Source organism: Pseudomonas palleroniana, from assembly GCF_003031675.1.
GTDB classification, from domain to species: Bacteria; Pseudomonadota; Gammaproteobacteria; order Pseudomonadales; family Pseudomonadaceae; genus Aquipseudomonas; species Aquipseudomonas palleroniana.
On record NZ_PYWX01000065.1, the window covers coordinates 26085 to 48611 of the forward strand.

Annotated in this window: 23 protein-coding genes; 11 read left to right on the top strand and 12 right to left on the bottom strand. The window is 62.1% G+C overall.

Translation table 11 applies throughout. The features are described from left to right. Nucleotides 1-49 precede the first annotated feature (49 nt). Complete coding sequence (locus C9383_RS22400) at nt 50-1009, top strand: GlxA family transcriptional regulator (protein WP_090371654.1); 960 nt, start codon at nt 50-52, stop codon at nt 1007-1009. A gap of 1 nt (nt 1010) precedes the next feature. Here the strand turns inward: C9383_RS22400 and C9383_RS22405 are convergent, their stop codons facing one another. Further along, nucleotides 1011-1874, bottom strand: a complete 864-nt coding sequence (locus tag C9383_RS22405; protein WP_090371652.1) for a LysR family transcriptional regulator — start codon at nt 1872-1874, stop codon at nt 1011-1013. A 101-nt stretch (nt 1875-1975) separates the two neighbouring features. Between C9383_RS22405 and C9383_RS22410 the strand changes: the two genes are divergently transcribed. Further along, on the top strand, nt 1976-2974 hold the full coding sequence (locus C9383_RS22410; protein ID WP_090371650.1) for a quinone oxidoreductase family protein: 999 nt from the start codon (nt 1976-1978) through the stop codon (nt 2972-2974). A gap of 61 nt (nt 2975-3035) precedes the next feature. On the opposite strand, the gene C9383_RS22415 is transcribed toward C9383_RS22410, so the two are convergent. The 3 genes from C9383_RS22415 to C9383_RS22425 all read right to left on the bottom strand — a co-directional run bounded on the left by C9383_RS22415 (nt 3036) and on the right by C9383_RS22425 (nt 4843). Next, nucleotides 3036-3461: a hypothetical protein gene (locus tag C9383_RS22415; protein WP_090371648.1), complete on the bottom strand. Its 426-nt coding sequence runs from the start codon at nt 3459-3461 to the stop codon at nt 3036-3038. Between the two features lie 145 nt (nt 3462-3606). Further along, a complete protein-coding gene (locus C9383_RS22420; protein WP_090371646.1) occupies nt 3607-4329 on the bottom strand; it encodes a pirin family protein in 723 nt (240 codons plus the stop codon). Nucleotides 4330-4411: 82 nt separating this feature from the next. After that, on the bottom strand, nt 4412-4843 hold the full coding sequence (locus C9383_RS22425) for a helix-turn-helix domain-containing protein (RefSeq protein ID WP_090371644.1): 432 nt from the start codon (nt 4841-4843) through the stop codon (nt 4412-4414). 170 nt (nt 4844-5013) lie between these two features. On the opposite strand from C9383_RS22425, the gene C9383_RS22430 reads away from it, so the two are divergent. The 4 genes from C9383_RS22430 (at nt 5014) to C9383_RS22445 (ending at nt 9142) form a co-directional block, all read left to right on the top strand. Beyond that, the gene (locus C9383_RS22430) at nt 5014-5604 is read left to right on the top strand and encodes an antibiotic biosynthesis monooxygenase (protein WP_060755312.1); all 591 of its coding nucleotides are present in this window, start codon (nt 5014-5016) and stop codon (nt 5602-5604) included. Then, entirely contained in the window at nt 5601-7439 is a 1839-nt protein-coding gene (locus tag C9383_RS22435) for an amidohydrolase (RefSeq protein WP_090371642.1), read from the top strand. The genes C9383_RS22430 and C9383_RS22435 overlap by 4 nt, the downstream gene beginning before the upstream one ends. Before the next feature lie 29 nt (nt 7440-7468). Beyond that, nucleotides 7469-8086, top strand: a complete 618-nt coding sequence (ycaC, locus tag C9383_RS22440) for an isochorismate family cysteine hydrolase YcaC (protein WP_060755310.1) — start codon at nt 7469-7471, stop codon at nt 8084-8086. 168 nt (nt 8087-8254) lie between these two features. Further along, complete coding sequence (locus C9383_RS22445; protein WP_060755309.1) at nt 8255-9142, top strand: LysR family transcriptional regulator; 888 nt, start codon at nt 8255-8257, stop codon at nt 9140-9142. Here the strand turns inward: C9383_RS22445 and C9383_RS22450 are convergent. From C9383_RS22450 to C9383_RS22465, 4 genes are all read right to left on the bottom strand, one after another. Continuing rightward, a complete protein-coding gene (locus tag C9383_RS22450) occupies nt 9139-10080 on the bottom strand; it encodes a D-isomer specific 2-hydroxyacid dehydrogenase family protein (protein WP_090371640.1) in 942 nt (313 codons plus the stop codon). The two genes, C9383_RS22445 and C9383_RS22450, sit on opposite strands and share 4 nt — an antisense overlap. Beyond that, nucleotides 10077-11246 (bottom strand): acyl-CoA dehydrogenase family protein, encoded by a 1170-nt coding sequence (locus C9383_RS22455; RefSeq protein ID WP_090371638.1) that lies wholly within the window; start codon nt 11244-11246, stop codon nt 10077-10079. The genes C9383_RS22450 and C9383_RS22455 overlap by 4 nt, the downstream gene beginning before the upstream one ends. Before the next feature lie 153 nt (nt 11247-11399). Further along, nucleotides 11400-12734 (bottom strand): LLM class flavin-dependent oxidoreductase, encoded by a 1335-nt coding sequence (locus C9383_RS22460; protein WP_090371636.1) that lies wholly within the window; start codon nt 12732-12734, stop codon nt 11400-11402. A 14-nt stretch (nt 12735-12748) separates the two neighbouring features. Beyond that, nucleotides 12749-13723 carry an ABC transporter substrate-binding protein gene (locus C9383_RS22465; protein WP_090371634.1) on the bottom strand — a complete coding sequence of 325 codons (975 nt, stop codon included), beginning with the start codon at nt 13721-13723 and terminating at the stop codon, nt 12749-12751. 282 nt (nt 13724-14005) lie between these two features. On the opposite strand from C9383_RS22465, the gene C9383_RS22470 reads away from it, so the two are divergent. Continuing rightward, nucleotides 14006-14389 (top strand): c-type cytochrome, encoded by a 384-nt coding sequence (locus C9383_RS22470; protein WP_060755304.1) that lies wholly within the window; start codon nt 14006-14008, stop codon nt 14387-14389. A 7-nt stretch (nt 14390-14396) separates the two neighbouring features. On the opposite strand, the gene C9383_RS22475 is transcribed toward C9383_RS22470, so the two are convergent. Continuing rightward, entirely contained in the window at nt 14397-15980 is a 1584-nt protein-coding gene (locus C9383_RS22475; RefSeq protein ID WP_090371632.1) for a rhodanese-related sulfurtransferase, read from the bottom strand. Then, nucleotides 15977-16588, bottom strand: a complete 612-nt coding sequence (locus tag C9383_RS22480) for a cysteine dioxygenase family protein (protein WP_060755302.1) — start codon at nt 16586-16588, stop codon at nt 15977-15979. The genes C9383_RS22475 and C9383_RS22480 overlap by 4 nt, the downstream gene beginning before the upstream one ends. A gap of 217 nt (nt 16589-16805) precedes the next feature. Here C9383_RS22480 and C9383_RS22485 point away from each other — a divergent pair, with 217 nt between their 5' ends. Both C9383_RS22485 and C9383_RS22490 read left to right on the top strand, forming a co-directional pair. Further along, a complete protein-coding gene (locus C9383_RS22485; RefSeq protein ID WP_060755301.1) occupies nt 16806-17711 on the top strand; it encodes a LysR family transcriptional regulator in 906 nt (301 codons plus the stop codon). Between the two features lie 105 nt (nt 17712-17816). Then, entirely contained in the window at nt 17817-18611 is a 795-nt protein-coding gene (locus C9383_RS22490) for a class II aldolase/adducin family protein (RefSeq protein ID WP_090371630.1), read from the top strand. A 120-nt stretch (nt 18612-18731) separates the two neighbouring features. Here the strand turns inward: C9383_RS22490 and C9383_RS22495 are convergent, their stop codons facing one another. Together C9383_RS22495 and C9383_RS22500 are read right to left on the bottom strand one after the other, a co-directional pair. Next, on the bottom strand, nt 18732-19808 hold the full coding sequence (locus tag C9383_RS22495; protein ID WP_090371628.1) for an LLM class flavin-dependent oxidoreductase: 1077 nt from the start codon (nt 19806-19808) through the stop codon (nt 18732-18734). A gap of 174 nt (nt 19809-19982) precedes the next feature. Further along, nucleotides 19983-20837: an AraC family transcriptional regulator gene (locus C9383_RS22500; protein ID WP_090372439.1), complete on the bottom strand. Its 855-nt coding sequence runs from the start codon at nt 20835-20837 to the stop codon at nt 19983-19985. Between the two features lie 122 nt (nt 20838-20959). On the opposite strand from C9383_RS22500, the gene C9383_RS22505 reads away from it, so the two are divergent. Then, nucleotides 20960-21370 carry a hypothetical protein gene (locus tag C9383_RS22505; RefSeq protein ID WP_090371626.1) on the top strand — a complete coding sequence of 137 codons (411 nt, stop codon included), beginning with the start codon at nt 20960-20962 and terminating at the stop codon, nt 21368-21370. 110 nt (nt 21371-21480) lie between these two features. Further along, nucleotides 21481-22389: a glutaminase B gene (gene glsB, locus C9383_RS22510; protein WP_090371624.1), complete on the top strand. Its 909-nt coding sequence runs from the start codon at nt 21481-21483 to the stop codon at nt 22387-22389. Nucleotides 22390-22527 lie beyond the last annotated feature (138 nt).

Sequence of the window (22527 nt, forward strand, 5' to 3'; positions counted from 1 at the left end):
TAGGTGCGCAAATGACTTATTACATGCGAAAAGCGCAATAGGCCCCTCAATGCACATCACCTTGCTTCTGGCCGATCAATGCTCCGCCGCCAGTGCCACCCTGGCCCTGGAAATGCTCAGCGCCGCCAACCTGTTCGCCGAGACGCCGCCCTTTGAGCTCACTGTTGCATCCCTCGACGGCGAGCCTGTGGCGGCCTGGGGTGGGCAGCGTTTGCTGGTGGACCGTTCGCTGGCGCAAGTGGCCCAGACCGACCTGGTATTGATCCCGGGATTTCTCTTTACCCTGAAAGACGCCTTGCCGGCGTTTCCAAGCTACGGCCCCTGGCTACGTGAGCAGCATGTGCGTGGCGCAGTGCTGGCCTCGATGTGCACCGGCGCTTTTCTGCTGGCCGAAACCGGCTTGCTATGCGACCTGCGCGCCACTACCCACTGGGCGTTCGCCGAGCTGTTCCGGCGCCGCTACGCCACGGTGCGCCTGGATGACGCGCAGATCCTGTGCGAAGAAAACCGCATGATCACCTGTGGCGGCGCCAGTGCGGCAATGGATTTGATGCTGCACCTGATCCGCCGTTTCGGTTCGCCGGAACTGGCCCACACGTGCAGCCGATACCTGCTGATCGATACGGTACGCACCGAACAATCGGTGTATGCCATGTGGTCGCTGCCCAAGAGCCATGGCGACGTTGAAATTCTGCGGGTACAGCACTGGTTGGAGCAGCACTTTGCCCAGCCGCTGGTGATCGACGAGGTAGCGCGGCGCTTTGGGTTTGGCGTGCGCAATTTCAAGCGGCGCTTCAAGGAGGCGACCGCCCATACGCCGATTGCCTACGTGCAGGCCCTGCGCCTGGAGCGGGCCAAGCAGATGCTCGAATCGACGCGCATGACCCTCGAAAGCATCACCTACGCGGTGGGGTATGAAGACAGCAATTCGTTTCGCCGCCTGTTCCAGCAACGGGTGGGGATGTTGCCGGCGGCGTATCGCAAGAAATTTCTCGGCGTTGTGCGGTGATTCAACGGCGCAATTGCGGCTCGTCTTCGATACACGTCACCAGAAACTCCATCACCACTTTCACCGAGGGTGAGCGGCGCATATCCGGGTACACCGTGAGCCAGATATCGCGCACCGGACCTTCGCTGGCCGTTGGCAGCCTGACCAGTAACGGATCGTGGTCGCCCACCAGGGTCGGCAATACCACGGCGCCGACCCGGGCGCGGGCTGCCATTTGCTGGGTAATCAGCTCACTGGCGGCAAACACCACCGGCCGTTGGCCGCGCACTTGGTGCATCCACGCCTGTTGGGGCAGGTGATCGCGGCTACTGTCATAGGCGACGAAGCCCCACTGCGGCGCTGGCAATTGTTGCAGTTCGGGCGAGCCATACAGCCCGAAGCGCACCACGCCGACCTTGCGCCGCACCAGCGCGTTCTCGTCGGGCCGCACGGTGCGCAGGGCAATATCGGCCTCGCCCTTGTCCAGTGCCGCGACCTGGGTAGACGGCATCAGCACCAGATTCAACTGGGGATACTGCGCACGCAAACGGGCGATGTGGGGGGCGATGCAATGGTTGGCGATGGACGGCGGGCAACTGACCCGTACCGTACCGACCATTTCGATGGAGGCGACCCGCGACAGGCGCATGACGTCAGTGGCCATTTCGTCCATGCCGGCCGCCAGTTTCGCCAACGCCAGGCCCTGCGCAGTGAGCGGCCGGCTACGCGGCAAGCGGTCTACCAGCTTGACGCCCAGGGCTTTTTCCAGCGCGTCGACGCGGCGCCCGACGGTAGCATGTTCCACCTGCAACTCCCGCGCGGCCGCCGACAGCGACTGGGTGCGTGCCAATACGGTGAAGAAGTACAGATCCTGCCAGTCGAACATCGGGTTATTTCCGCACGGAGGTTGTGAATAGATGGGGAATTTTCAGTCTGATAGCGTCCTTTTACCATGGGCACTTCCTACTGCAAACGGAGTTGTTCCCCATGAAAGCCATCACCCTGCACACCTACGGCGGCCCTGAAGTGGCCCAACTGCGCCATGACGTACCCAAACCCCAGGTCATCGCTGGGCATGTGTTGGTGCAGGTTGCCTGTGCGGGCATCAATTTCATGGATATCCATACCCGCCAGGGCAAATACGCCAGGTCAGCGACCTACCCGGTGCGCCTGCCTTGCACACTGGGCATGGAAGGCGCGGGTGTGGTGGTAGAAGTGGGGGCCGACGTCAGCCATTTGCACGTGGGTGACCGCGTAGCCTGGTGTATCGCCTGGGGAGCCTATGCCGAGTACGCCTGTGTGCCTGTCGACAAAGTGGCACAGATTCCCACCGCGATCCCTTTCGATCAGGCGGCTGCAGCGATGTTTCAAGGGAGCACCGCCCATTACCTGATCGAGGATGTGGCGCGTCTGAAAGCCGGTGATACCTGCCTGATCCACGCGGCATCCGGCAGCATCGGTCAATGGCTGGTGCAGATGGCGCGTCGACTCGGCGCGACCGTGTTCACGACCGGTAGCACCGCTGAAAAATGTGCGATTGCCCTGGAGCGGGGGGCCCACCACGCCTGGACCTATGACGGATTTGCCGAGCGGGTGCTGGAGGCCACCGATGGGCGCGGGGTGGACGTGGTATTTGATTCGCTGGGTAAAACCACCTTGCGCGACAGTTTCAGGGCATGCCGTACCCGTGGCTTGATCGTCAACTACGGCAATGTTTCGGGCTCGTTGACGGATCTTGATCCGATGGAGCTGGGGGAGGCCGGTTCATTGTTTTTGACACGACCGCGGCTGGCCGACCATATGGCCGATGGTCCTACCGTGCAACGACGGGCGAACGCGGTGTTCGCGGCAATGCTGGAGGGCTCGCTGACGGTGGAGATCGAAGGGCATTACACGTTGGAAACGGTCAAGCAAGTGCATGAACGCATCGAAGCACGGCAGCAGATCGGCAAGGCGGTTCTGTGGCTGGAGCGCAACCTGCATTAATCGAAGACGAAAAAAAACCGGCTGATCAGGCCGGTTTGGGGTTCCCGCCAACAGCGCGGGGTCAGGCATTGTTGCTGTGCAGACGGTCGGCACCACCTTCGGCCAGGCCACGCTCTTGCAGACGATCAGCGCCACCTTCGGCCAGACCACGTTCCTGCAGACGATCCGCGCCACCTTCGGCCAGGCCACGCTCTTGCAGACGATCAGCGCCACCTTCGGCCAGGCCACGTTGTTGCAGACGATCCGCGCCACCTTCAGCCAGGCCACGCTGTTGCAGACGATCCGCGCCGCCTTCAGCAAGACCACGTTGTTGCAGACGGTCAGCACCGCCTTCAGCTACGCGGCGTTCCAGCAGGCGGTCAGCACCGCTTTCGGCTACACGGCTATCCATCAGGCGATCCGCGCCGCCTTCAGCGACAACGGGGTGAGCAAAAGCATTGGCGGCGAGTACCGAGAAAGCGAGGCTAAGCAAGATTTGGCGTTTCATGAGAGTGTGCTCCGAGTATTGGGTTTGGGTGCTGCTGGGTATGGGTTTGATGTTACGCGTTGGATTTTTCAAGAGAACTTCATTGCGCTGATGGTGACTATCGATGCCAACGATGGCCCGTTCTCACGGGCCATCGCAGGGCCGGTCATGGCATCTGCGGCAGTTCCTGAGGGCGCAGATCAAACACCAGCACCTCGGCGTTATTGCCTTGGCTCAGGCGAATCTGGCGTTCATCACGGATGCGTGCGCCGTCACCTTCCTGCAGGCGCTGCCCATTGATCTCGAGGCTGCCACGTGCCACATGGATGTACGCGTAGCGGTCCGGCGCCAGATCGAGGGTTGCGCTTTCGTCACCGTTGAACAGGCCCGCATAGACCCGGGCATCCTGGCGCACGTTGAGCGAACCCTTGGCGCCATCCGGCGAGATGATCAACTGCAAGCGCCCACGTTTCTGCGCCTCGCTGAAGTGCTCTTGCTGATAGCGCGGCTTGGCGCCGACCACATCCGGCACGATCCAGATCTGCAGGAAGTGCACGCCCCGGCTCTGGCTGTGGTTGAACTCGCTGTGGGCCACGCCGCTGCCCGCGCTCATCAGTTGCACGTCACCCGGGCGGATCACCGAACCGGTGCCCAGGGTGTCCTTGTGTTCCAGGGCGCCTTCGAGCACATAGGAGAAAATCTCCATGTCGCGGTGCGGGTGCTGGCCGAAGCCCTTGCCTGCGGCGACGCGGTCATCGTTGATCACCAGCAGGTCGGAAAAACCTTGCTCCTGGGGGTTCCAGTAATTGGCGAATGAGAAGGTGTGGAACGACTTCAACCAACCGTGATTGGCGGCGCCGCGTTCCGAGGCTTTGCGAAGGGTCAGCATGGGATGTTCTCCTCAAAAGAAGCGGTCTGCACGATGCAGGGCTTCGGTGTGAGGAGAAGGTTACTGGTTAGCGATAGGTTGATTAAGAAGCTGAATTTTGAATAACTGTCCCGCTACAGTTGACGATTGCCCGCTGAGCCGCCCTGAGGTAATCGCGATAGCGCAGTTGAAGTTTGCGCCAGGTCATCGGGTTCACCCCTTCGATACGGCTGAACAGGTGGCAGAAGTGCGCCTGGTCGAAGAACCCGCATTCCTGGCTGATTTGCGTCAGGCTCAGGCCGGAGACGGCAATCAGCCGCTTGGCTTGCTTGACGCGTTGCTGGCGGATCCATTTCTGGGGGGCTACACCTGTAGTGCGCTTGAAGGCCCGGGAGAAATGGCTGCGCGACAGTTCACAGGCGCGGGCCAGTTCCGTCACGTCCAGCGTCCCGGACAGATTGGCGAGGATCAACTGTTTGACCCTCTGTTCGCGCTGTGGGCACAGCATTCCGGTGACAGCAACGGGTTGAGCCATGATCGATCTCCGTGGTCGATGGGCGCGGGGTCCTGCCTACCTTACCGGTGAATGCAGCCCCCGTGTAGAGCGCTGCAAGCATCTCTTGCGCAGAGCACATACGTGCAATTTTTGCGGATCGGCACATTGCACACTACTGCCAATATTCAAGTACCCAGAGGAAAAACACGATGGACTCAACAGCGCAAGGCGGGCCGGATGAGGTCGTGACCCTGGTGGTCAAACACCGCGTGAAAAAGGGGCTTGAAGCCGATTACGAAGCCTGGCTGCGACGCATTGTGCGCATTGCCGGTGAGCGCCCGGGCCACCTCGGCGTTGACGTGGTGCGCAGCAAGCAGGACGCCCTGGCGCTGTTCACCTGCGTGTTGCGCTATCGCTCGGCCGATGACCTCAAGCACTGGCTGGACTCCCCCGAGCGTCAGGAACTGATCAACCAGGCCGCACCGATGCTCGCCGACGGCGACCGCACCGAAGTCGGCTCGGCCAACGAGTTCTGGTTCTCCCCCCTGGCCGACACCGCCGCCAAGCCTCCGCGCTGGAAGCAGGCGGTCGTCACCCTGTGTGTGATCCTGCCGCTGACCCTGCTGGTGCCGATCATCTGGGGCCCGGTGCTTCGCTTGCATCCGCTGCTCTCCAACTACGTCGTTGCCACATTCCTGATCACCCTGACCATCGTTCTGCTGGTGGTCTACCTGCTGATGCCGGCGGCCACCCGCCTGTTCGCTCCCTGGCTTGAAGCCTCTGTAAAGGAAACCCTATGAACGCCGATCTGATTTTGTTCAATGGCCAGTTCCACACCGTGGATCGTGAAAAACCGCGTGCCACCGCCGTTGCCATCAGCCAGGGGCGCTTCGTCGCCGTGGGCACCGATGGTGAAGCCATGGCCCTGCGTGGCAGCGGCACCCAGGTCATCGACCTCAAGGGCCGCACAGTCATTCCGGGGCTTAACGACTCGCACCTGCACTTGATTCGTGGCGGGCTCAATTACAACCTCGAGTTGCGCTGGGAAGGTGTGCCGTCCCTGGCCGATGCCTTGCGCATGCTCAAGGACCAGGCCGACCGTACGCCCACGCCGCAATGGGTGCGCGTGGTCGGTGGCTGGAACGAATTCCAGTTCGCCGAAAAGCGCATGCCGACCCTGGACGAACTCAACCAGGCCGCGCCGGACACGCCGGTGTTCGTGCTGCACCTGTACGACCGCGCCTTGCTCAACCGTGCCGCATTGCGCGTGGCCGGGTACACCAAGGACACGCCCAACCCACCGGGTGGCGAGATTGTGCGCGACAGCCACGGCAACCCAACCGGGATGCTGGTGGCCCGGCCCAATGCGATGATTCTGTATGCGACCCTGGCCAAGGGGCCGAAACTGCCGTTGGAATATCAGGTCAACTCCACCCGCCAGTTCATGCATGAACTCAATCGCCTGGGCCTGACCAGCGCCATTGACGCGGGCGGCGGTTTCCAGAATTACCCCGATGACTATGCGGTGATCGAGCAACTGGCCAAGGACGAACAGTTGACGGTGCGCATCGCCTACAACCTGTTCACCCAGAAGCCCAAGGAAGAACTCAGCGACTTCAAGAACTGGACCGGCAGCGTCAAGTTGCACCAGGGCGATGATTACCTGCGCCACAACGGGGCCGGCGAGATGCTGGTGTTCTCGGCCGCCGACTTCGAAGACTTCCTCGAACCGCGTCCCGACCTGCCGCAGACCATGGAACAGGAGCTGGAACCGGTGGTGCGCCACTTGGTCGAGCAGCGCTGGCCGTTCCGCCTGCACGCGACCTATAACGAATCCATCTCGCGCATGCTCGACGTCTTCGAGAAGGTCAACCGCGATATTCCGTTCAATGGCCTGCCGTGGTTCTTCGACCATGCCGAAACCATCACGCCGCAGAACATCGAACGTGTACGTGCCTTGGGTGGCGGTATCGCCATCCAGGACCGCATGGCGTTCCAGGGCGAATATTTTGTCGAGCGCTACGGCGCCAAGGCCGCCGAAGCCACGCCGCCGATCCAGCGCATGCTCGCCGAAGGCGTACCGGTAGGCGCGGGCACCGACGCCACGCGGGTGTCGAGCTACAACCCGTGGACCTCGTTGTACTGGATGGTCAGCGGCCGCACCGTCGGTGGCCTGGCGCTGCATGCCGAGGGCCTGCCGCGTCTGACCGCGTTGGAACTGTTCACCCATGGCAGCGCCTGGTTCTCGTCCGAGCAAGGCAAGAAGGGGCAGATCAAGGTCGGCCAATTGGCGGACGTCGCGGCGTTGTCCGCCGACTTTTTCAGCGTCGATGAAGAAGCCATCAAGTGGATCGAATCGGTGCTCACCGTCGTCGGCGGCAAGGTGGTGTACGGCGCCGGTGACTTCGAAGATTACGCACCGCCGCGCGTGCCGGTGCTGCCGGACTGGTCGCCGGTGGTCAAGGTGCCGGGCCACTGGCGCCCGAATTCACCGTTGCAGGCCCAGGTCCACCAATGCAGCGGCCCCTGCGGCGTGCATTCCCACAGCCACGAAAAAGCGCGCCTTTCCAGCGTGCCGGTCAGCGACTTCCAGGGTTTCTGGGGTGCGTTCGGCTGCTCGTGCTTTGCATTCTGATTACCCAAACCCCCGTAAGGAGTTGAACCATGGCTAGCCCTCGTTTGAACAAAGATGACGCCGTTGTACTGTTGGTCGATCACCAGACCGGCCTGATCTCGCTGGTGCAGGATTTCTCGCCCAACGAATTCAAGAACAACGTACTGGCCCTGGCCGATGTGGCGAAGTTCTTCAAGTTGCCGACCATCCTCACCACCAGCTTCGAAAGCGGCCCCAACGGCCCGCTGGTTCCAGAGTTGAAAGAACTGTTCCCGGACGCGCCGTACATCGCCCGTCCTGGCCAGATCAACGCCTGGGACAACGAAGACTTCGTCAAGGCAGTGAAGGCGACCGGCCGCAAGCAGATCATCATTGCCGGTGTGGTGACGGACGTGTGCGTAGCGTTCCCGACCCTGTGCGCGCTGGAAGAAGGCTTTGAGGTATTCGTGGTCACCGATGCCTCCGGCACCTTCAACGAAACCGTGCAACAAGCGGCCTGGGCACGTATGACCGCCGCTGGTGCCCAACTGGTCAACTGGTTCGCCGTGGCCTGCGAGCTTCAGCGCGACTGGCGCAACGACATGGAAGGCCTGGCCAACCTGCTGTCGCCACGCATCCCCAACTACCGCAACCTGATGAACAGCTACTCGGCCTTCACCGCCAAGTAACCCATCCCCATCGTTCCCACGCTCCGCGTGGGAACGCCTCCCGTGTCGCTCCGCGTCACGACCTGCATTGCCGACGCGCAGCGTCCAAGGGCTGCATTCCCACGCAGCGCGTGGGAATGATCAGTCAGGGCGTGTTATAAACCCGGAAATGTCCACCGAGAAGCGACAATGAACCCCTTCGAAGACATGCGCCTGTTCTGCCAGGTCATGGAGTCCGGCAGCTTCACCGCCGCCGCCGAGCAATTGGGCCTGTCCAAACAATTTGTCAGCCGCCGCCTGATCCAGCTCGAAGACCGCCTCGGCGTGCGTCTGCTCAACCGCTCCACCCGCCGCCTCGACGTTACGCCACTGGGCCAGAGCTACTACGAATCCGCGTTGCGCCTGCTCAGTGAAGTCGAGCAGGTGGAGCAGGGCATCGCCGGCCAGAACAGTGAACCACGCGGCACCATTCGCCTCAGTGCGCCCTTGTCATTTGCCATGGCCCACCTGGGTTGCCTGCTGCCGCTGTTCCTGCAACGTCACCCGCATGTCTCGGTGGAAGTCGACCTGAGCGACCGCCCCGTCGACCTGATCGGCGAGGGTTATGACCTCGTGTTGCGCATCGGCACCCTGGAGGATTCCACCCTGATCGCTCGGCGCATCGCCAGCGTGCAGCGTGTGTACTGCGCCAGCCCCGACTACCTGGCCGTGCGCGGTACGCCGCAAAAGCCCGAAGACCTGGCCGGCCACGATTGCCTGCCCTACGGCCACGGCCGCCAGGTGCAGTGGCGTTTCCAGGCCAAGGGCAAGTTGCAGTCGCTGAATGTCAGCGGGCGTATGCGCGTCAATAATGGCGAGCTGCTGCGCGACACAGCCATCGCCGGAATGGGCGTCACCTACCTGCCGACCTTTATCGTCGCCGATGCCTTGAAGGACGGGCGGCTGGTGACGCTGCTGGATGAGTACGCCCCCGACCCCCTGACTCTGTCGGCGGTGTACCCGCAGCACCGGCAAAGTTCGCGGCCGGTGCAGGCGCTGGTGGAGTTTCTACGCGAGCGCCTCGCCGGCGGTTGTTAATTGGCCCGGTTGTGGAGTGCTTGCTGAGCCAGGTAACGCTCCAGATTGGCCAGGAACGCGTCGGCGATCTCATGCTGGCTGCGCGTGGAAATCGCCGAGGTGTGCGGCGATAAGCGCACGCGCGGATGACTGTACAGCGGATGACCCTCCGGCAACGGCTCCGGTTCTGTCACATCCAGTGATGCCAGCCCAATCTGACCGTTATCCAGCGCTTCGAGCAGTGCCTCCTGATCCAGCAAACCACCCCGCGCGATGTTGATCAGGTGCAATCCCGGCTTGGCGCTCTCCAGTACCTCACGGTTGATGATATGCCGCGTGGCCTCGGTCAGCGGTGCGGCTACCACCAGGTGATCGGCGCGGGCGAACAGGTCATGGATATCCTTGGCGGTTTCCACGCCCGAACTGAACGGTGCCTGGCTTTGACGTAGCGCCACGACGTTGATCCCCAGGGCCAGCGCCTTTTGCGCCAGGCGCTCGCCAATCGCACCAAACCCCAGGATCCCCAACGTGGTGCCCTTGAGAGGGCGCAGTGCGGTGAACTGCCACTGGGCATCCTTCACCCAGATATCCGGCAAGTGTTTGGCCGCAGCAAAGATCGCCGCCAGGGCGAACTCGGCGAGGTTATCGGCGGCGCTGCCGCGTGAGGTGGTCACCGGCGGGCCGTTGAACAGCCACTGGGGGTAGAAGTCGATACCCGAGGACACCAGGTGCACCCACTGAACGCCGTAAGGCCAGCCGGGCGGCGGGGTGTCGGGGGCGGTGTAGCCACGCACGTTGATCGGGCGCACCAGCAGGACATTGGCCTGGGGCGGCAGGTCGCTGGGCACGCCGACCGGTACACCGATGACCTGGGCTTGCGGGTGCAGCGTGACCAGGCGCTGGCGGATCACGGCGTTGAAGTCTTCGTCCAGTTGGCTGGCGATAATCACCTGACTCATGTGCGTTCCTTCTGACGTTGGGCGAACACGGCTTTGCCGACGCCTTGCAGCACGGCGTCGTTCTGCGGGGTGTGGACGCGGCTGCACAGCACGTCGCGATAGTGCCGTTGCAGCGGGCTATGACGTGAAAGGCCGGGGTTGCCCGAGGCTTCGATGGCCAGCTCCACCGCACGGATTGCGTTGTGGGTCACCAGGTACTTCAACTGCGCCGCGTGAGTGGCCGGGGTGTGCCCTTCGGCCGCAGCGTCCAGCAGGCTGCGGTTGGCGAAGAGCAACGTGTCGATATGCCCGACGGTTTCCTGGAACCGTGGCAGGGTGGCCAGCGCCGCCCCAAGGTTGGATGGCTTGCGTTCTTCCAGCCAGGTAACCAGCCAATCCCGTGCGGCCTGGGCCACGGCGTCGTACACCGACGACAACAACACTGCCATCCACCGGAACCCTTCGCCATCCAGCTCGGGTTGCGGCGCGCTCCAGGGGCTGACGCTGACCGCGTGGTCCAACGGCACCAGCACGTTGTCGAACACCACTTCATGGCTGCAGGTGGCGCGCATGCCCAGGTGGTCCCAGGTGTCGATGATGCTCACGCCGGGGCTGTTTTTTGGCACCAGCCAGGCGCCCACCAACGGGTCGGTATCGTCACTGCGCGCCCACACGCTGAACCAGCTCAGGCCATGGCTGCCGGTGGAGTAAATCTTGCGCCCGCTGATGCGCCAACCTTCAGCGGTGCGTACTGCGGTAGTTGCCGGCAAACCGCCACGGGCCGGGGTGCCCAGGTCGGGTTCTACACGCAACGCATTGATCAGCGCGCCGTTGCACACCGCCTCTTCTGCTACTTGGACACGCAGGTGCGGGGGCCAGGTTTTGCTGTCTTGCAGGCGTGTGTGTTGCAGGTATTGCATCACCAGAATCAACGCGGTGGAGGGCTCGCCCTTGGCAATCGCACTGATGGCCTTGCGCGCCTGGGGCAGGTTGGCGCCGCCACCGCCCAGGGATTTGGGCACGGTGAGGGCGACCAGGCCGTGCTCGTGCAATAGCTTGAAGTTGGCGTGGGGGAAGGCGCCGCTTTCATCAAACCGATGCGCAGTGCTGGCCAGCTTGGCGCTGAGACGCTCGAGCAGGGCATCGAAATGGGCGACTTCCACGGAACGCAAGGACGCTTGAGTCATGAGTCTGTACTCGCTTGAAATGGTTGTAGTGAGCGGGCTTGCCCCGCGCTGGGGGGCGTAGCCGCCCTAAATCCGGTCACCTCGGTATTCCTGAAACACCACGGCGTCCTTGTTGGGGCGGCTACGCCGCCCAGCGCGGGGCAAGCCCGCTCACTACGAGGCTTCGGTGTAGCGGTTGGTTGGTACTTGCAGGCCCAGGTTGTCGCGCAACGTATGGCCGCTGTACTCGGTGCGGAACAACCCGCGCTGTTGCAGCACCGGCACCACCCATTCGGTGAAGGATTGCAAGCCGTCCGGCAGGAGCGAATTGATGATGAAACCGTCGCTGGCACCGGTCTCGAACCAGGTCTGGATCGCATCGGCAACTTGCTCCGGGGTGCCGACGAAATCACGCTTGGGCCGCGAGAAGCGCAGCGCCACTTCGCGCAGGGTCAGGCCCTCGTCCCTGGCCCATTGCTTGATGCGGTCGGAGCCGCCTTTCTGGCTGTTGGAGCCCAGGTCACCGAGCTCCGGGAAGGCGGCGTCCAGCGGGTATTGGCTGAAATCGTGGTCGTTGAACGGGCGGCCGAGGGCGACGATGGCGTCTTCCACGCTGACCAGATCAACAGCCTGCTGATAACGGCTTTCCACCTCGGCGGCATCGCGCCCGATGATCGGGCGGATGCCCGGCAGAATCGCCAGGCTGTCGGCATCGCGGCCAAAGCTTTCGGCGCGCCGCTTCAGATCCTGGGTATAGGCCAGGCCATCCTCGAGGCTCTCCACATGTACAAAAATCGCATCGGCATGCTGTGCGGCGAAGTTACGCCCGTCTTCCGAGGTGCCCGCCTGGAAAATCACCGGCTGGCCCTGGTTCGAGCGGGCGATGTTCAGCGGGCCTTTGACCGAGAAAAACTCGCCTTTATGGTTCAGCGCATGCAGCTTGCCTGGGGTGAAAAACTCGCCGCTCTGCTTGTCATAGACAAAGGCGTCATCTTCCCAGGAGTCCCACAGACCCTTGACCACGTTGAGGTGTTCCTTGGCGATGCGGTAGCGCACGGCATGCGGCGGATGCTCGGCTTTGCCGAAGTTGTCGGCGGTGCCGCTGAGCCACGAGGTGACGACGTTCCAGCCGGCACGGCCGCCGCTGATATGGTCCAGGGAGGCAAACTGGCGCGCCACTTGGAAGGGCTCGGTGTAGCTGACGGTCACCGTCGCCACCAAACCGATATGGGTGGTCTGTGCCGCCAGTGCCGAGAGGAGGGTCAGCGGCTCGAAACGGTTGAGGTAATGCGGGCTGGATTTGGCATGAATGTGCAGGCTGTCGGCGATAAATACAAAGTCGAACTTGGCACGTTCGGCCAGCGCGGTCTGCTGCTGGTAGAAGCCGAAATTCGTACTGGCATTGGGTTGCGCCTGCGAGTGGCGCCATTCGCCCCAGCCGTGGCCGACACCATGGACCATGGCGCCCAGTTTCAAATGGCGTGGCTTGAATTGACGTGGCTTGCTCATGTGCGGCTCCTGGCTCAGCGCGAGGCTTGGGAAGTGGGGAAACGGGTGGCGTTGAAGCTCCTGTCGAACCCCTGGGATACGTCGATGCGTCGGGGGAGCAGGCCCTCTTTCTGATAGGTATCGGCCGTGGCTTGCAGGCCACTGATCACCGAGTCGTCGATGGCGACCGGGCTCAGGTGCGTGTCTTTGGCCACTTCCACATGCACGGCCAACGGCAGGCCGGTGATTTTGGCCTGGGCGGCGGCGTATGCATCAGGGTGTGCGTTGGCCCAGGCATAGGCGCGGTCGACGCGAGCGACAAAGTCGTCCAGTTGCACACGCTTGTCGGCGATCGCCTGGCTGGTCGCCGCGAAGTACAGGTGATTGCTCAGCAACCGATTGCCGCTGACCAGCACGCGGGCCTGGCTTTGCGAGGTGACCACGGTGGTGTAGGGGTCCCAGGTGGCCCAGGCGTCGACCGTACCGTTATCCAGCACCAGGCGGGACTCACTGGGCAGCAGGAAAATGAACTGCACATCCTGGGTGCTCAGGCCAGCACCGGCCAGGGCCTTGATCGCCAGGTAATGGCCGATGGAGCCGCGCCCGGTGACGATCTTCTTGCCCTTGAGGTCGGCCACCGTCTTGATCGGCGAGTCTTTGGGCACCAGCAGGGCAGTGGTGTTACGCCCTTCGGCGTGGATGATGCTGACCACCTTGAGCGACGCACCGGCCCCCAGGGCGAACACATACGGCGCATCGCCGAGCGCGCCCACATCGACGGCGCCGGCATTCAGCGCTTCACCCAAAGGCGAGGCGGACGGGAACTCCGACCATTGGATGGCGTAGGGCACATTGCGCGTTTCGCCGGAGGCTTCCAGGAGCGCCTTGATCGTGGATTTCTGGTTGGCAACACGCAGGGGTTGCAGGTCGGCGGCGGCGACGATGCCAGCCAGCCCCAGGGTCAAGGCGGTGCCCAGCAGCAGGCGTTTGAAGACGAGGGTCAAGACCATGGGATGCAGGCTCCAGGCAGATCAGAATAAGGGTTCGGCTACCTCCGCCTGGAGAAGGGGTCGGTGAGGAGTTAACGTTATTCCCATAAAAACCTGCTGTGAAGTTCTTTTTGGTTATATGTTAATTATTAAAAAAAGTGATTATTTGAGCTTATAAACATTCTTAATGTGCATTTATTTTCAGCGCGCGTGGTGTGTCATGGAGGGAGGTGAGCCTTGCATGCGAGGATGCCCCGAAGCAGAATCCGCAGCTTTCCAAGGACTCGCACAACAAGGATATCCATGCCGTTGAACACGCTATTCATCGCATCGCTGGGGCTTTTAGCGCTGGCGCAAACATCACTCGCCTGCGCGGAGAATGCCAATGGCAAGAACCTCTATTTCCAGAGGTGCGCCATGTGCCATGGCGCCGATATCAAGGGAACGGGGCCGCTGGCCAATAAAAGCACGCCGCCCACGCCCGATCTCACCACCCGCGCTTTCAAGAAGCGCCTCAGTGATTACCCGGGCGTTATCGTCGCGTCGGTCATCCTTCGACCCAATGGCGACCTGATTCCCAGGACTTTGCGAGAGAACGGCGTCAAGATTGCGCCGTTCGCTTGGGGCGTTAAGGACTTTCGCGACTTGAATCAGTACATGACGGATGTGATTTCGAAAGCCCAGTGAGGGGGGCTCAGATCACATAGAACCCATGGGTACCGTCACGCGCCAATTGCGCCACCAGGCCGAACTCCCAATCCAGGTACGCCTGCATGGCTTCCTTGGGGTTGTCGGTGCCCTCATACGGTCGGCGATAGCGGTCGCTACGCGGTGAGGCCAGGTGGGTTTCGCCTTCTTCCAGCGGCAGTTGCGCATTGATCCAGCCAGCGGTGCCGTCTTGCAGCAGGAACACTTGCTTGCCGGTGATGGCCTCGACTTCAGCCACTGCCAGGCGCGCCAATTGGCTGCTGCCACAGGTCAATACGTAGCGTTGGGCACTGGGGACCTTGGCCAGGGCCTGGGGCAATTGTGCGCGCAGCACCCACCAGGCCCTCGGAATGTGGCGTTTGACGTAGTTGGCGCTGGCGGTGAAATCCAGTACCACGGTATCGCCCTGGTCCAACCAGTCGGCGAGGGTGTGAGGGCTGATCAATTCGGCCTGGGGCGGCGCAGGTACGGGGGCGACCCACGCACCTTGTTCGCTGAGATCGGACGCTTGCACATCATCCAGCACATGCACCTCCCAGCCCATTTGAGCGAGCCAGGATGCAGACATATTGGCGCGCACGCCATCGTCATCCACCAGTACCAAACGCGCCCCGCGGACGCTGGCGACATGGTCGGTTTCCTGCACCAACTGGCCACCCGGCGTGGAGCGTGCGCCCGGTAGATGGCCGGCTTCGAATTCTTCCGGGGTACGTACATCGAACAGGTAAGTGGTGCGCGCGGGTTGCTGCTGCCAGCGGTGCAGGTCTGCCAAGGTGGCGCGGCCGACGCGAGCCTTGTCGGCGACGCGGCGTGCCGCCTGGGCTGCTGCCTGGCGATGCTCTTCGCTGGTCGGCGCAAAGCGGCGTGACTGGCCATGGGCAAGCTTCTGCCCGGCCAGGGTCCAGCCGATGGTGCCATTACGCAGCGCCGAGACCGGGTTGGCCACGCCGGCATTGATCAGCGACTGGGTGCCGATAATGCTGCGGGTGCGCCCGGCACAGTTGACGATGATGCGGGTGGCGGGATCGGGGGCCAACTCGCGGGCGCGCAGTACCAGTTCGGCACCCGGTACGCTGATACCGGTGGGGATGCTCATGGTCTGGTATTCATCGAAGCGGCGTGCGTCGAGCACCACCACATCGGCTTGGCTGTCGAGCAGGGCCTGCACGTCTTCGGCGGCCAGCGACGGCGTATGGCGTTCGCTTTCCACCAGTTCGCCAAAGGCTTTGCTGGGCACGTTCACGTCGATAAACAACTCGCCACCGGCTCGGCGCCAACCGTCGAGGCCGCCGTCGAGCAGGCTGACCTGGGTGTAGCCCAGCGCAACCAGGCGCTCGGCGGCGCGGGCGGCCAGGCCTTCGCCATTGTCGTAGACGGTGACCGGGGTATCGCGCCGTGGAATACGCGAATACACCTCCAGCTCCAGTTTGGACAACGGGATATTCGCGGCGAACAACGGGTGGGCTTGGGCAAACGGCGCTTCTTCACGCACGTCGATCAGGGCGACTTCTTCACGGTCCAACAGCGCCTGGCGAATCCGGGCGAAGCTTGCAGTCGATACGGTGCTCATAGGGCAGGGCTCTTTTCTTTGGACAAATCCCAGATGTTCGGGAGGAAGGCGTTGGAGTAACCGGAGATAAACAGTTTCTCGCTGCCGTCGGGCTGGTACACCGCGCGGCGCACGGCACCGATGTTGGCGCCGTACACGTGAATGCTGATCGACACCTGGTCACGGTAGGCGTTGCTGACCTGATGAATATCGCCGACCTTGGGCGACACCGCCTCGACCTGGCCTGGCACCAATTGAATCGGCTTGCCTGCGGGCTTCAGGCTGCCATCGGCGGCGCGTTCGAACCCCTGGGAGTACTCAGCGCCGCGCAACATACCGATCAACCCCCACACCCGATGGTCATGAATCGGCGTGCTTTGCCCCGGCCCCCATACAAAGCTGACGATGCTGAAGCGCTGGCGCGAATCGGCATGCAGCAAAAACTGCTGATAGCGCTCGGGGTCGGGTTGCGCGAAGTCATCAGGGAGCCAGTCATCATGGCTGACCAGGGATGCCAGAAGCTTGCCACCCCGGTGCAGCAAGTCGCCTTCGCGAGGGTGGCCGTCGATCAATTCCGCCAGGGCGCCTATGAAGGCTCTGAGTCTTTCGGGGTGCTTGGCCTGGGTCATGACAACTCCATCCTGTGGTCGCTGGTGATGGTTTTATATAAGCATAATATCTGCGCTTAATATGCTATTTATTAATGATTAGCTTATAGCTGAAGGTAATTTAGAACTGGTCCGAATAGCGTTAGACGTTATTGATTACAGCCTGGGCTATCCAGGCAACGCGCCTGCAACTATGCTTCCCACACATCTTAATGACGCTTCTCTATGTGCGGCCCAAATGAAAATTGACGATATCGATGCCTTTGTCGAAGTGATTCGTTGCCAGTCCATCAGCCACGCCGCCGAGTCGTTGCAACTGACCCAGCCGGCCATCACCCGCCGCGTGCAGAACTTTGAGCAGGCGCTGGGCGTGGAGCTGTTCGACCGCAACACCAAGCCACTCAAGCCTACGCTGATCGGCACCCGGGTTTATGAACAATGCCGGTTGATCCTGCGCGAGATGGATGCCCTGCGCGAACTGGTGGCCACCGACGCACCGCCCACCGGCGTGTTGCGCCTGGGCGTGCCGCAGACCCTCGGCGACGTGGTGTTGCTGGACGCGCTCAAGCAGTTGCGCAGCGACTACCCCGACCTGCGGGCCCAAGTCGCCACCGGCTGGGGTAGCCAGTTGGTCGGCAAGATCGAGCGCGGCGAACTGGATGCCGCGGCCGCGTTGTTTCCGGCGGGCAAGATCTTCCCTGACAACATCGTCGGCGAGTCCATCGGCAAGATGGAGTTGGTGGTGGTGTGCGCCAAGGCCCAACTGCCGAAAAAGCCGGGCAAGTTGGCGGATGTGTACCAGAGCGGCTGGATTCTCAACCCTGATGGCTGTGGTTTTCGCGCCGGTTTGCAGCGCACCTTGTCCGACCAGGGCCTGGCGTTGCGCGTGAACCTGGAAACCTTCGGCACCGAGCTGCAACTGGGCCTGGTGGCGGATGGCTTGGGCTTGGGCCTGGTGCCGCGCCCCTTGTTGGAGCGCAGCGCTCACCGCGAGCAATTGGCGGTGATGCCACTCAAGGATTTCAAGCCGGTGATGGATCTGTGGCTAATCTATCCGCACTTCCTGGGCAACCTGCAGGGGCCGGTGGATGCGTTCGGCAAGTGGGTGGCGGCCTCGCTGCAGAAGATCCGAGCGGCGGCATGATATGAAAAAAAATAATAATTAGCTTAGATTAAAATGTGCTTTTTATTATTTTTCGGCATCCCCTAGGCTGCCTGGACGTCCTTAAGGCCATCCAGGAAGTTTGCCATGAGCAGCGTCACCTCTATCTCCAGCGTGTCCAACACGGTTCGCCAACGCGTGACTCCAGAAGAGTGGGAGGTACGCATCAAGTTGGCCGCGGCCTATCGCCTGGCGGCGCTGTACAAGTGGACCGACCACATCTACACGCATTTCTCCGCCCGCGTGCCGGGGCCGGATGAGCATTTCCTGATCAATGCCTTCGGTTTGCTGTTCGATGAAATCAGCGCGTCCAACCTGGTCAAGGTCGACCTCGACGGCACTCTTGTCGACGACCCGACGGGGCTGGGCATCAACTACGCCGGCTACGTGATCCATAGCGCGATCCACGGCGCGCGGCCGGATTTGCAGGCGGTGCTGCACACTCACACCCGTGACGGCATTGCGGTGTCGGCGCAAAAGAATGGCTTGCTGCCGATTTCCCAGCATTCCATCGCGTTCTCCGGGCGCGTGGCGTACCACGGGTATGAAGGCGTGGCGTTGGACCTGGACGAGCGCGAGCGGCTGGTGGCGGACCTGGGCGACAAGAGTGTGATGATCTTGCGTAATCACGGGCTGCTGACGGCTGGCGTGAGTGTCGAGCATGCGTTCCAGCAACTGCAAAGCTTGGAGCGTGCGTGCAATATCCAGATCGCGGCGCAGGCGGCGGGGAATGAAGAACTGATATTTCCGCCCGCAGAGGTGGTGGCCAAGGTGGAGGAACAGGCCAAGGTGTTCAGCAACGGTGAAGGCCCGGGCGTGGCGCGGCATTGGAATGCGTTGATCCGGCAGTTGGAACGCAGCGATACCGACTACAAGAACTGATCTTTAAGCTAAGTGATAACAAAATGTGGGAGGGGGCTTGCTCCCGATGGTGGTGTATCAGTCATACATTGGCTGACTGATACACCACCATCGGGAGCAAGCCCCTCCGGGCTTTATGTCTTAGGCGACTTGCTGCGTTCGTTGTGCGACCAACTGACGGGTGAGGGGGATCAAGCGCTTGCCGTAGTCAATCGCATCATTGAGCGGATCAAACCCACGGATCAGGAACGTGGTGATGCCCAGATCGTAGTAATCCAGCAAGGCTTCGGCGACCTGTTCAGGCGTGCCCACCAACGCTGTCGAGTTGCCCTGCGCACCCAGCAAGCCGGCGATCCCGGTCCACAAGCGCTTGTCCAGTCGTGCCCCTTGTGCCGCTGCCGCCAGCAACCGACGGGAGCCTTCATTCGGGGGGTCGCGGCGCACAAAGCCAGTCTGCTCGGCCAGTGCCGTGGCCTGCTGCAAGATGCTTTCGGCACGTGCCCAGGCGGCCTCTTCGGTTTCGGCGAGGATCGGCCGCAGCGACAGACTGAAGCGAATCGTACGCCCGTGCCTGGCCGCTTCCGCACGCACCTGGGCCACGGTTTCGCGCACCTGCTCGTAGGTTTCACCCCAGAGCGCATACACGTCGGCATGTTTGCCCGCCACCGCGATCGCCGCCGCAGAGGAGCCGCCAAAGTACAACGGAATATGCGGCTGCTGCGGCGACTTCACCGAGGAGTGTGCGCCTTCGACCTGATAGTAGGTGCCGGCGAAATCGAAGGGTGTTTCGCTCGTCCATTCCTGGCGCACCACACTCAGGTATTCGTCGGTGCGCGCGTAGCGCTCGTCCTTGCCGATATGGCTGCCGTCGGCACGCAGTTCGCGGTCGTCGCCGCCGGTGATGATATGCACGGCGGTGCGTCCGCCGTTGAATACATCCAGGGTGGCGAACTGGCGAGCGGCCAGTGTGGGTTGGGCAAAGCCCGGGCGATGGGCGATGAGGAACTGCAGCTTTCGAGTGACGCTGGCGGCATGGGAGGCAATCAGCGTGCTGTCCGGGCTGTTGGAATGGAAGGCCACCAGGGCGCGGTCGAAACTCGCCTCCTCGTGGGCGCGGGCCACGGTTTCGACATACTCGGGTTGCAGCACCGGGCCGCTGCGCGGGTGGATTTCGGAGGCGTGATGGCCGCCGATATAGCCGATGAATTCGATGCTCATGGTCACTCCTTGTTGGGTTGGGGTTCAACACCTCCACCGGGCAAGGGGTCGGTTATCCGGGTCAAAAGTAGGGCGGGGAGCGCGCCTTGTAAAATGCCGATTGGTTCTAACCTAATTATTAAAGAGTAGAATTACTCTTTATTGTGTTTATCAGTAATTTGCATTTTATCGGTGTCAGGCAGGCGCATCCGCCAGCGCAATGCTCGGCTGCTCGACATTGCCGCCGGCCCCCATGCGGTCGGCCAGGTAACGCGCCGGCGGTTGGCCCACGGCCTTGCGGAACATGGTGATAAAGCCACTGGCGTTTTCATAACCCAGGTCCAGCGCCACCGTTTGCACGCTGTCGCCCTTGGCCAGGCGTTGCAGGGACAGGATCACGTGCAACTGGCGGCGCCAGCGACCAAAACTCAAACCCAGTTCCTCCAGCAACAACCGCGTCATGCTGCGCTCGCTCATGCCGATGCGGATGGCCCATTGGCCGAGGCTGGATTTGTCAGCGGGATCCGCCAGCAGGCTGTCGGCCAGGCGGCGCAGCCTAACGTCTTGGGGCATGGGCAGGTGCAGGTCTTCGATGGGTGCTTCGGCCAGTTCGTCGAGCAATGTATTGATCAGGCGCCCCTGGGCACCGTCGACGTCGTACAGCGGCGGGAAGCTCACCGCCTTGCTGATCAGCTCGTGCAACAGCCGCGACACCGCCAGGGTGCAGCACTGTTCAGGCAAGGCATGGGCGGCGTCGGGGTCGATCAACAGGCAATAGATCTGCGCTTCACCCGACCCGCGTGCCGCATGGAAGGTGCCGCCGGGAATCCACAGGGCGCACTGCGGCGGCACGATCCAGATACCGGCTTCGATCTCGCAGTGGATGACCCCGCGCAAGGTGTACATCAACTGGCCTTTGCGGTGGGCATGCTGCTGATGTTCCCAGGTGGCCGAGGTGCTGCTGGCGCCCACCCCCACCACGGCGCGAGGGAAAATGTCGGCGTCCCTGGACATCGAAGGGTCGTGCATATCAAGGCGGTGGTGTCTCATGGTGGGCTTGGCACATTGGCTGAATTGCGAAATAGTTTGGCTATTCTGTGCAATGCCGTCCAGTGCCTGGCGCTCTATGATGAGAGTCACTCTCATTAAGGTGAGTTTTAAGGAGCAATGCCATGCGACTCGACAGTTCAACATTCCCCATCGTCAAAATCGTTTTCGATGCCCCCAACGATGGCGGGCCGGAGGATGCCTTCCTGGTGTTCGAAGGCCTGCTCGCCCGCCAGCAGCCGTTCCTGCTGCTGCACGAAAAAGCCGTGGACGAGAACAACTATGAGCACTCCCACGAAGAGCGCAAGCACGCGTCCCTCTGGATGAAGAAGAACAAGCCGGCGCTGCAGGCGTTCGTCAGAGGCATGATCCAGGTGGAACCCAGTGCGGCCAAGCGCCTGGCGCTCAAGCCGTTTACCGTGACATTCGGCAAGGCTTGGGGTTACCCGTTGCTGGTGGTGGAATCCAGGGACCGGGCCTGGGCGCTGGCGCGGGATGTGCTGGATGAAGAGGTGTCGGATGTGGCGCATTTTTGAGGGCGTGCCGGCTGGCCTGTGGCGTGGGGGTAGCTCCCTTGCCACAGGCATTTCAGGTATTCTCCGCGCCCCGCTTATCACCGATTCCAAGAAAGATGACAGGACAAGACATGCAGGCGCTGCTGGAGTCGATTCTCGACGAAGTACGCCCACTGATCGGCCTCGGCAAAGTCGCCGACTACATCCCCGCGTTGGCCGACGTGCCCGCCAACCAACTCGGCATTGCGGTATACGGCAACGACGGCTCGGCCTACTGCGCTGGTGATGCCCACACCCTGTTCTCGGTACAGAGCATTTCCAAGGTCTTCAGCCTGGTCCAAGCCATCGATCACGGTGGTGAAACCATCTGGGAACGCCTGGGCCATGAGCCTTCCGGGCAACCGTTCAACTCGCTGGTACAGCTGGAATTCGAACGCGGCCGCCCACGCAACCCCTTCATCAACGCGGGTGCGCTGGTGATCTGCGACATCAACCAATCGCGGTTTGCCGTGCCGATTCTGTCGATGCGGGACTTTGTACGACGCCTGTCGGGCAACCCGCAGATCCTGGTCAACAGCATCGTCGCCGACTCCGAAGCCCAACACGGCGCCCGCAACGCGGCCATGGCCTACCTGATGAAATCCTTCGGCAACTTCCACAACGACGTGGACGCCGTGCTGCACAGTTACTTCAACTATTGCGCGCTGCAGATGAGCTGCCTGGATTTGGCCAAGGCATTCAGCTTCCTGGCTAACGAAGGTACTAGTGCCCACAGCGGCGAGCAGATCCTGACCGCACGCCAGACCAAGCAGGTCAACTCGATCATGGCCACCAGCGGGCTGTATGACGAGGCGGGTAACTTTGCTTATCGCGTGGGTTTGCCGGGCAAGAGCGGGGTGGGTGGCGGGATCGTCGCCGTCGTGCCGGGGCAGTTTACGGTGTGCGTATGGTCGCCGGAGTTGAATGCAGCGGGGAATTCGCTGGCGGGGATGAAGGCGCTGGAGTTGTTGAGTGAGCGGATTGGGTGGTCGGTGTTTTGAGTCGTTGAGCGCGTTCCCACGCTCCGCGTGGGAACGCATCCCGTGACGCTCCGCGTCACCATTGCGCGTGATTCGAACCTCGTACTAACCGACGGGACGCGGAGCGTCCCAGGCGGCATTCCCACGCAGAGCGTGGGA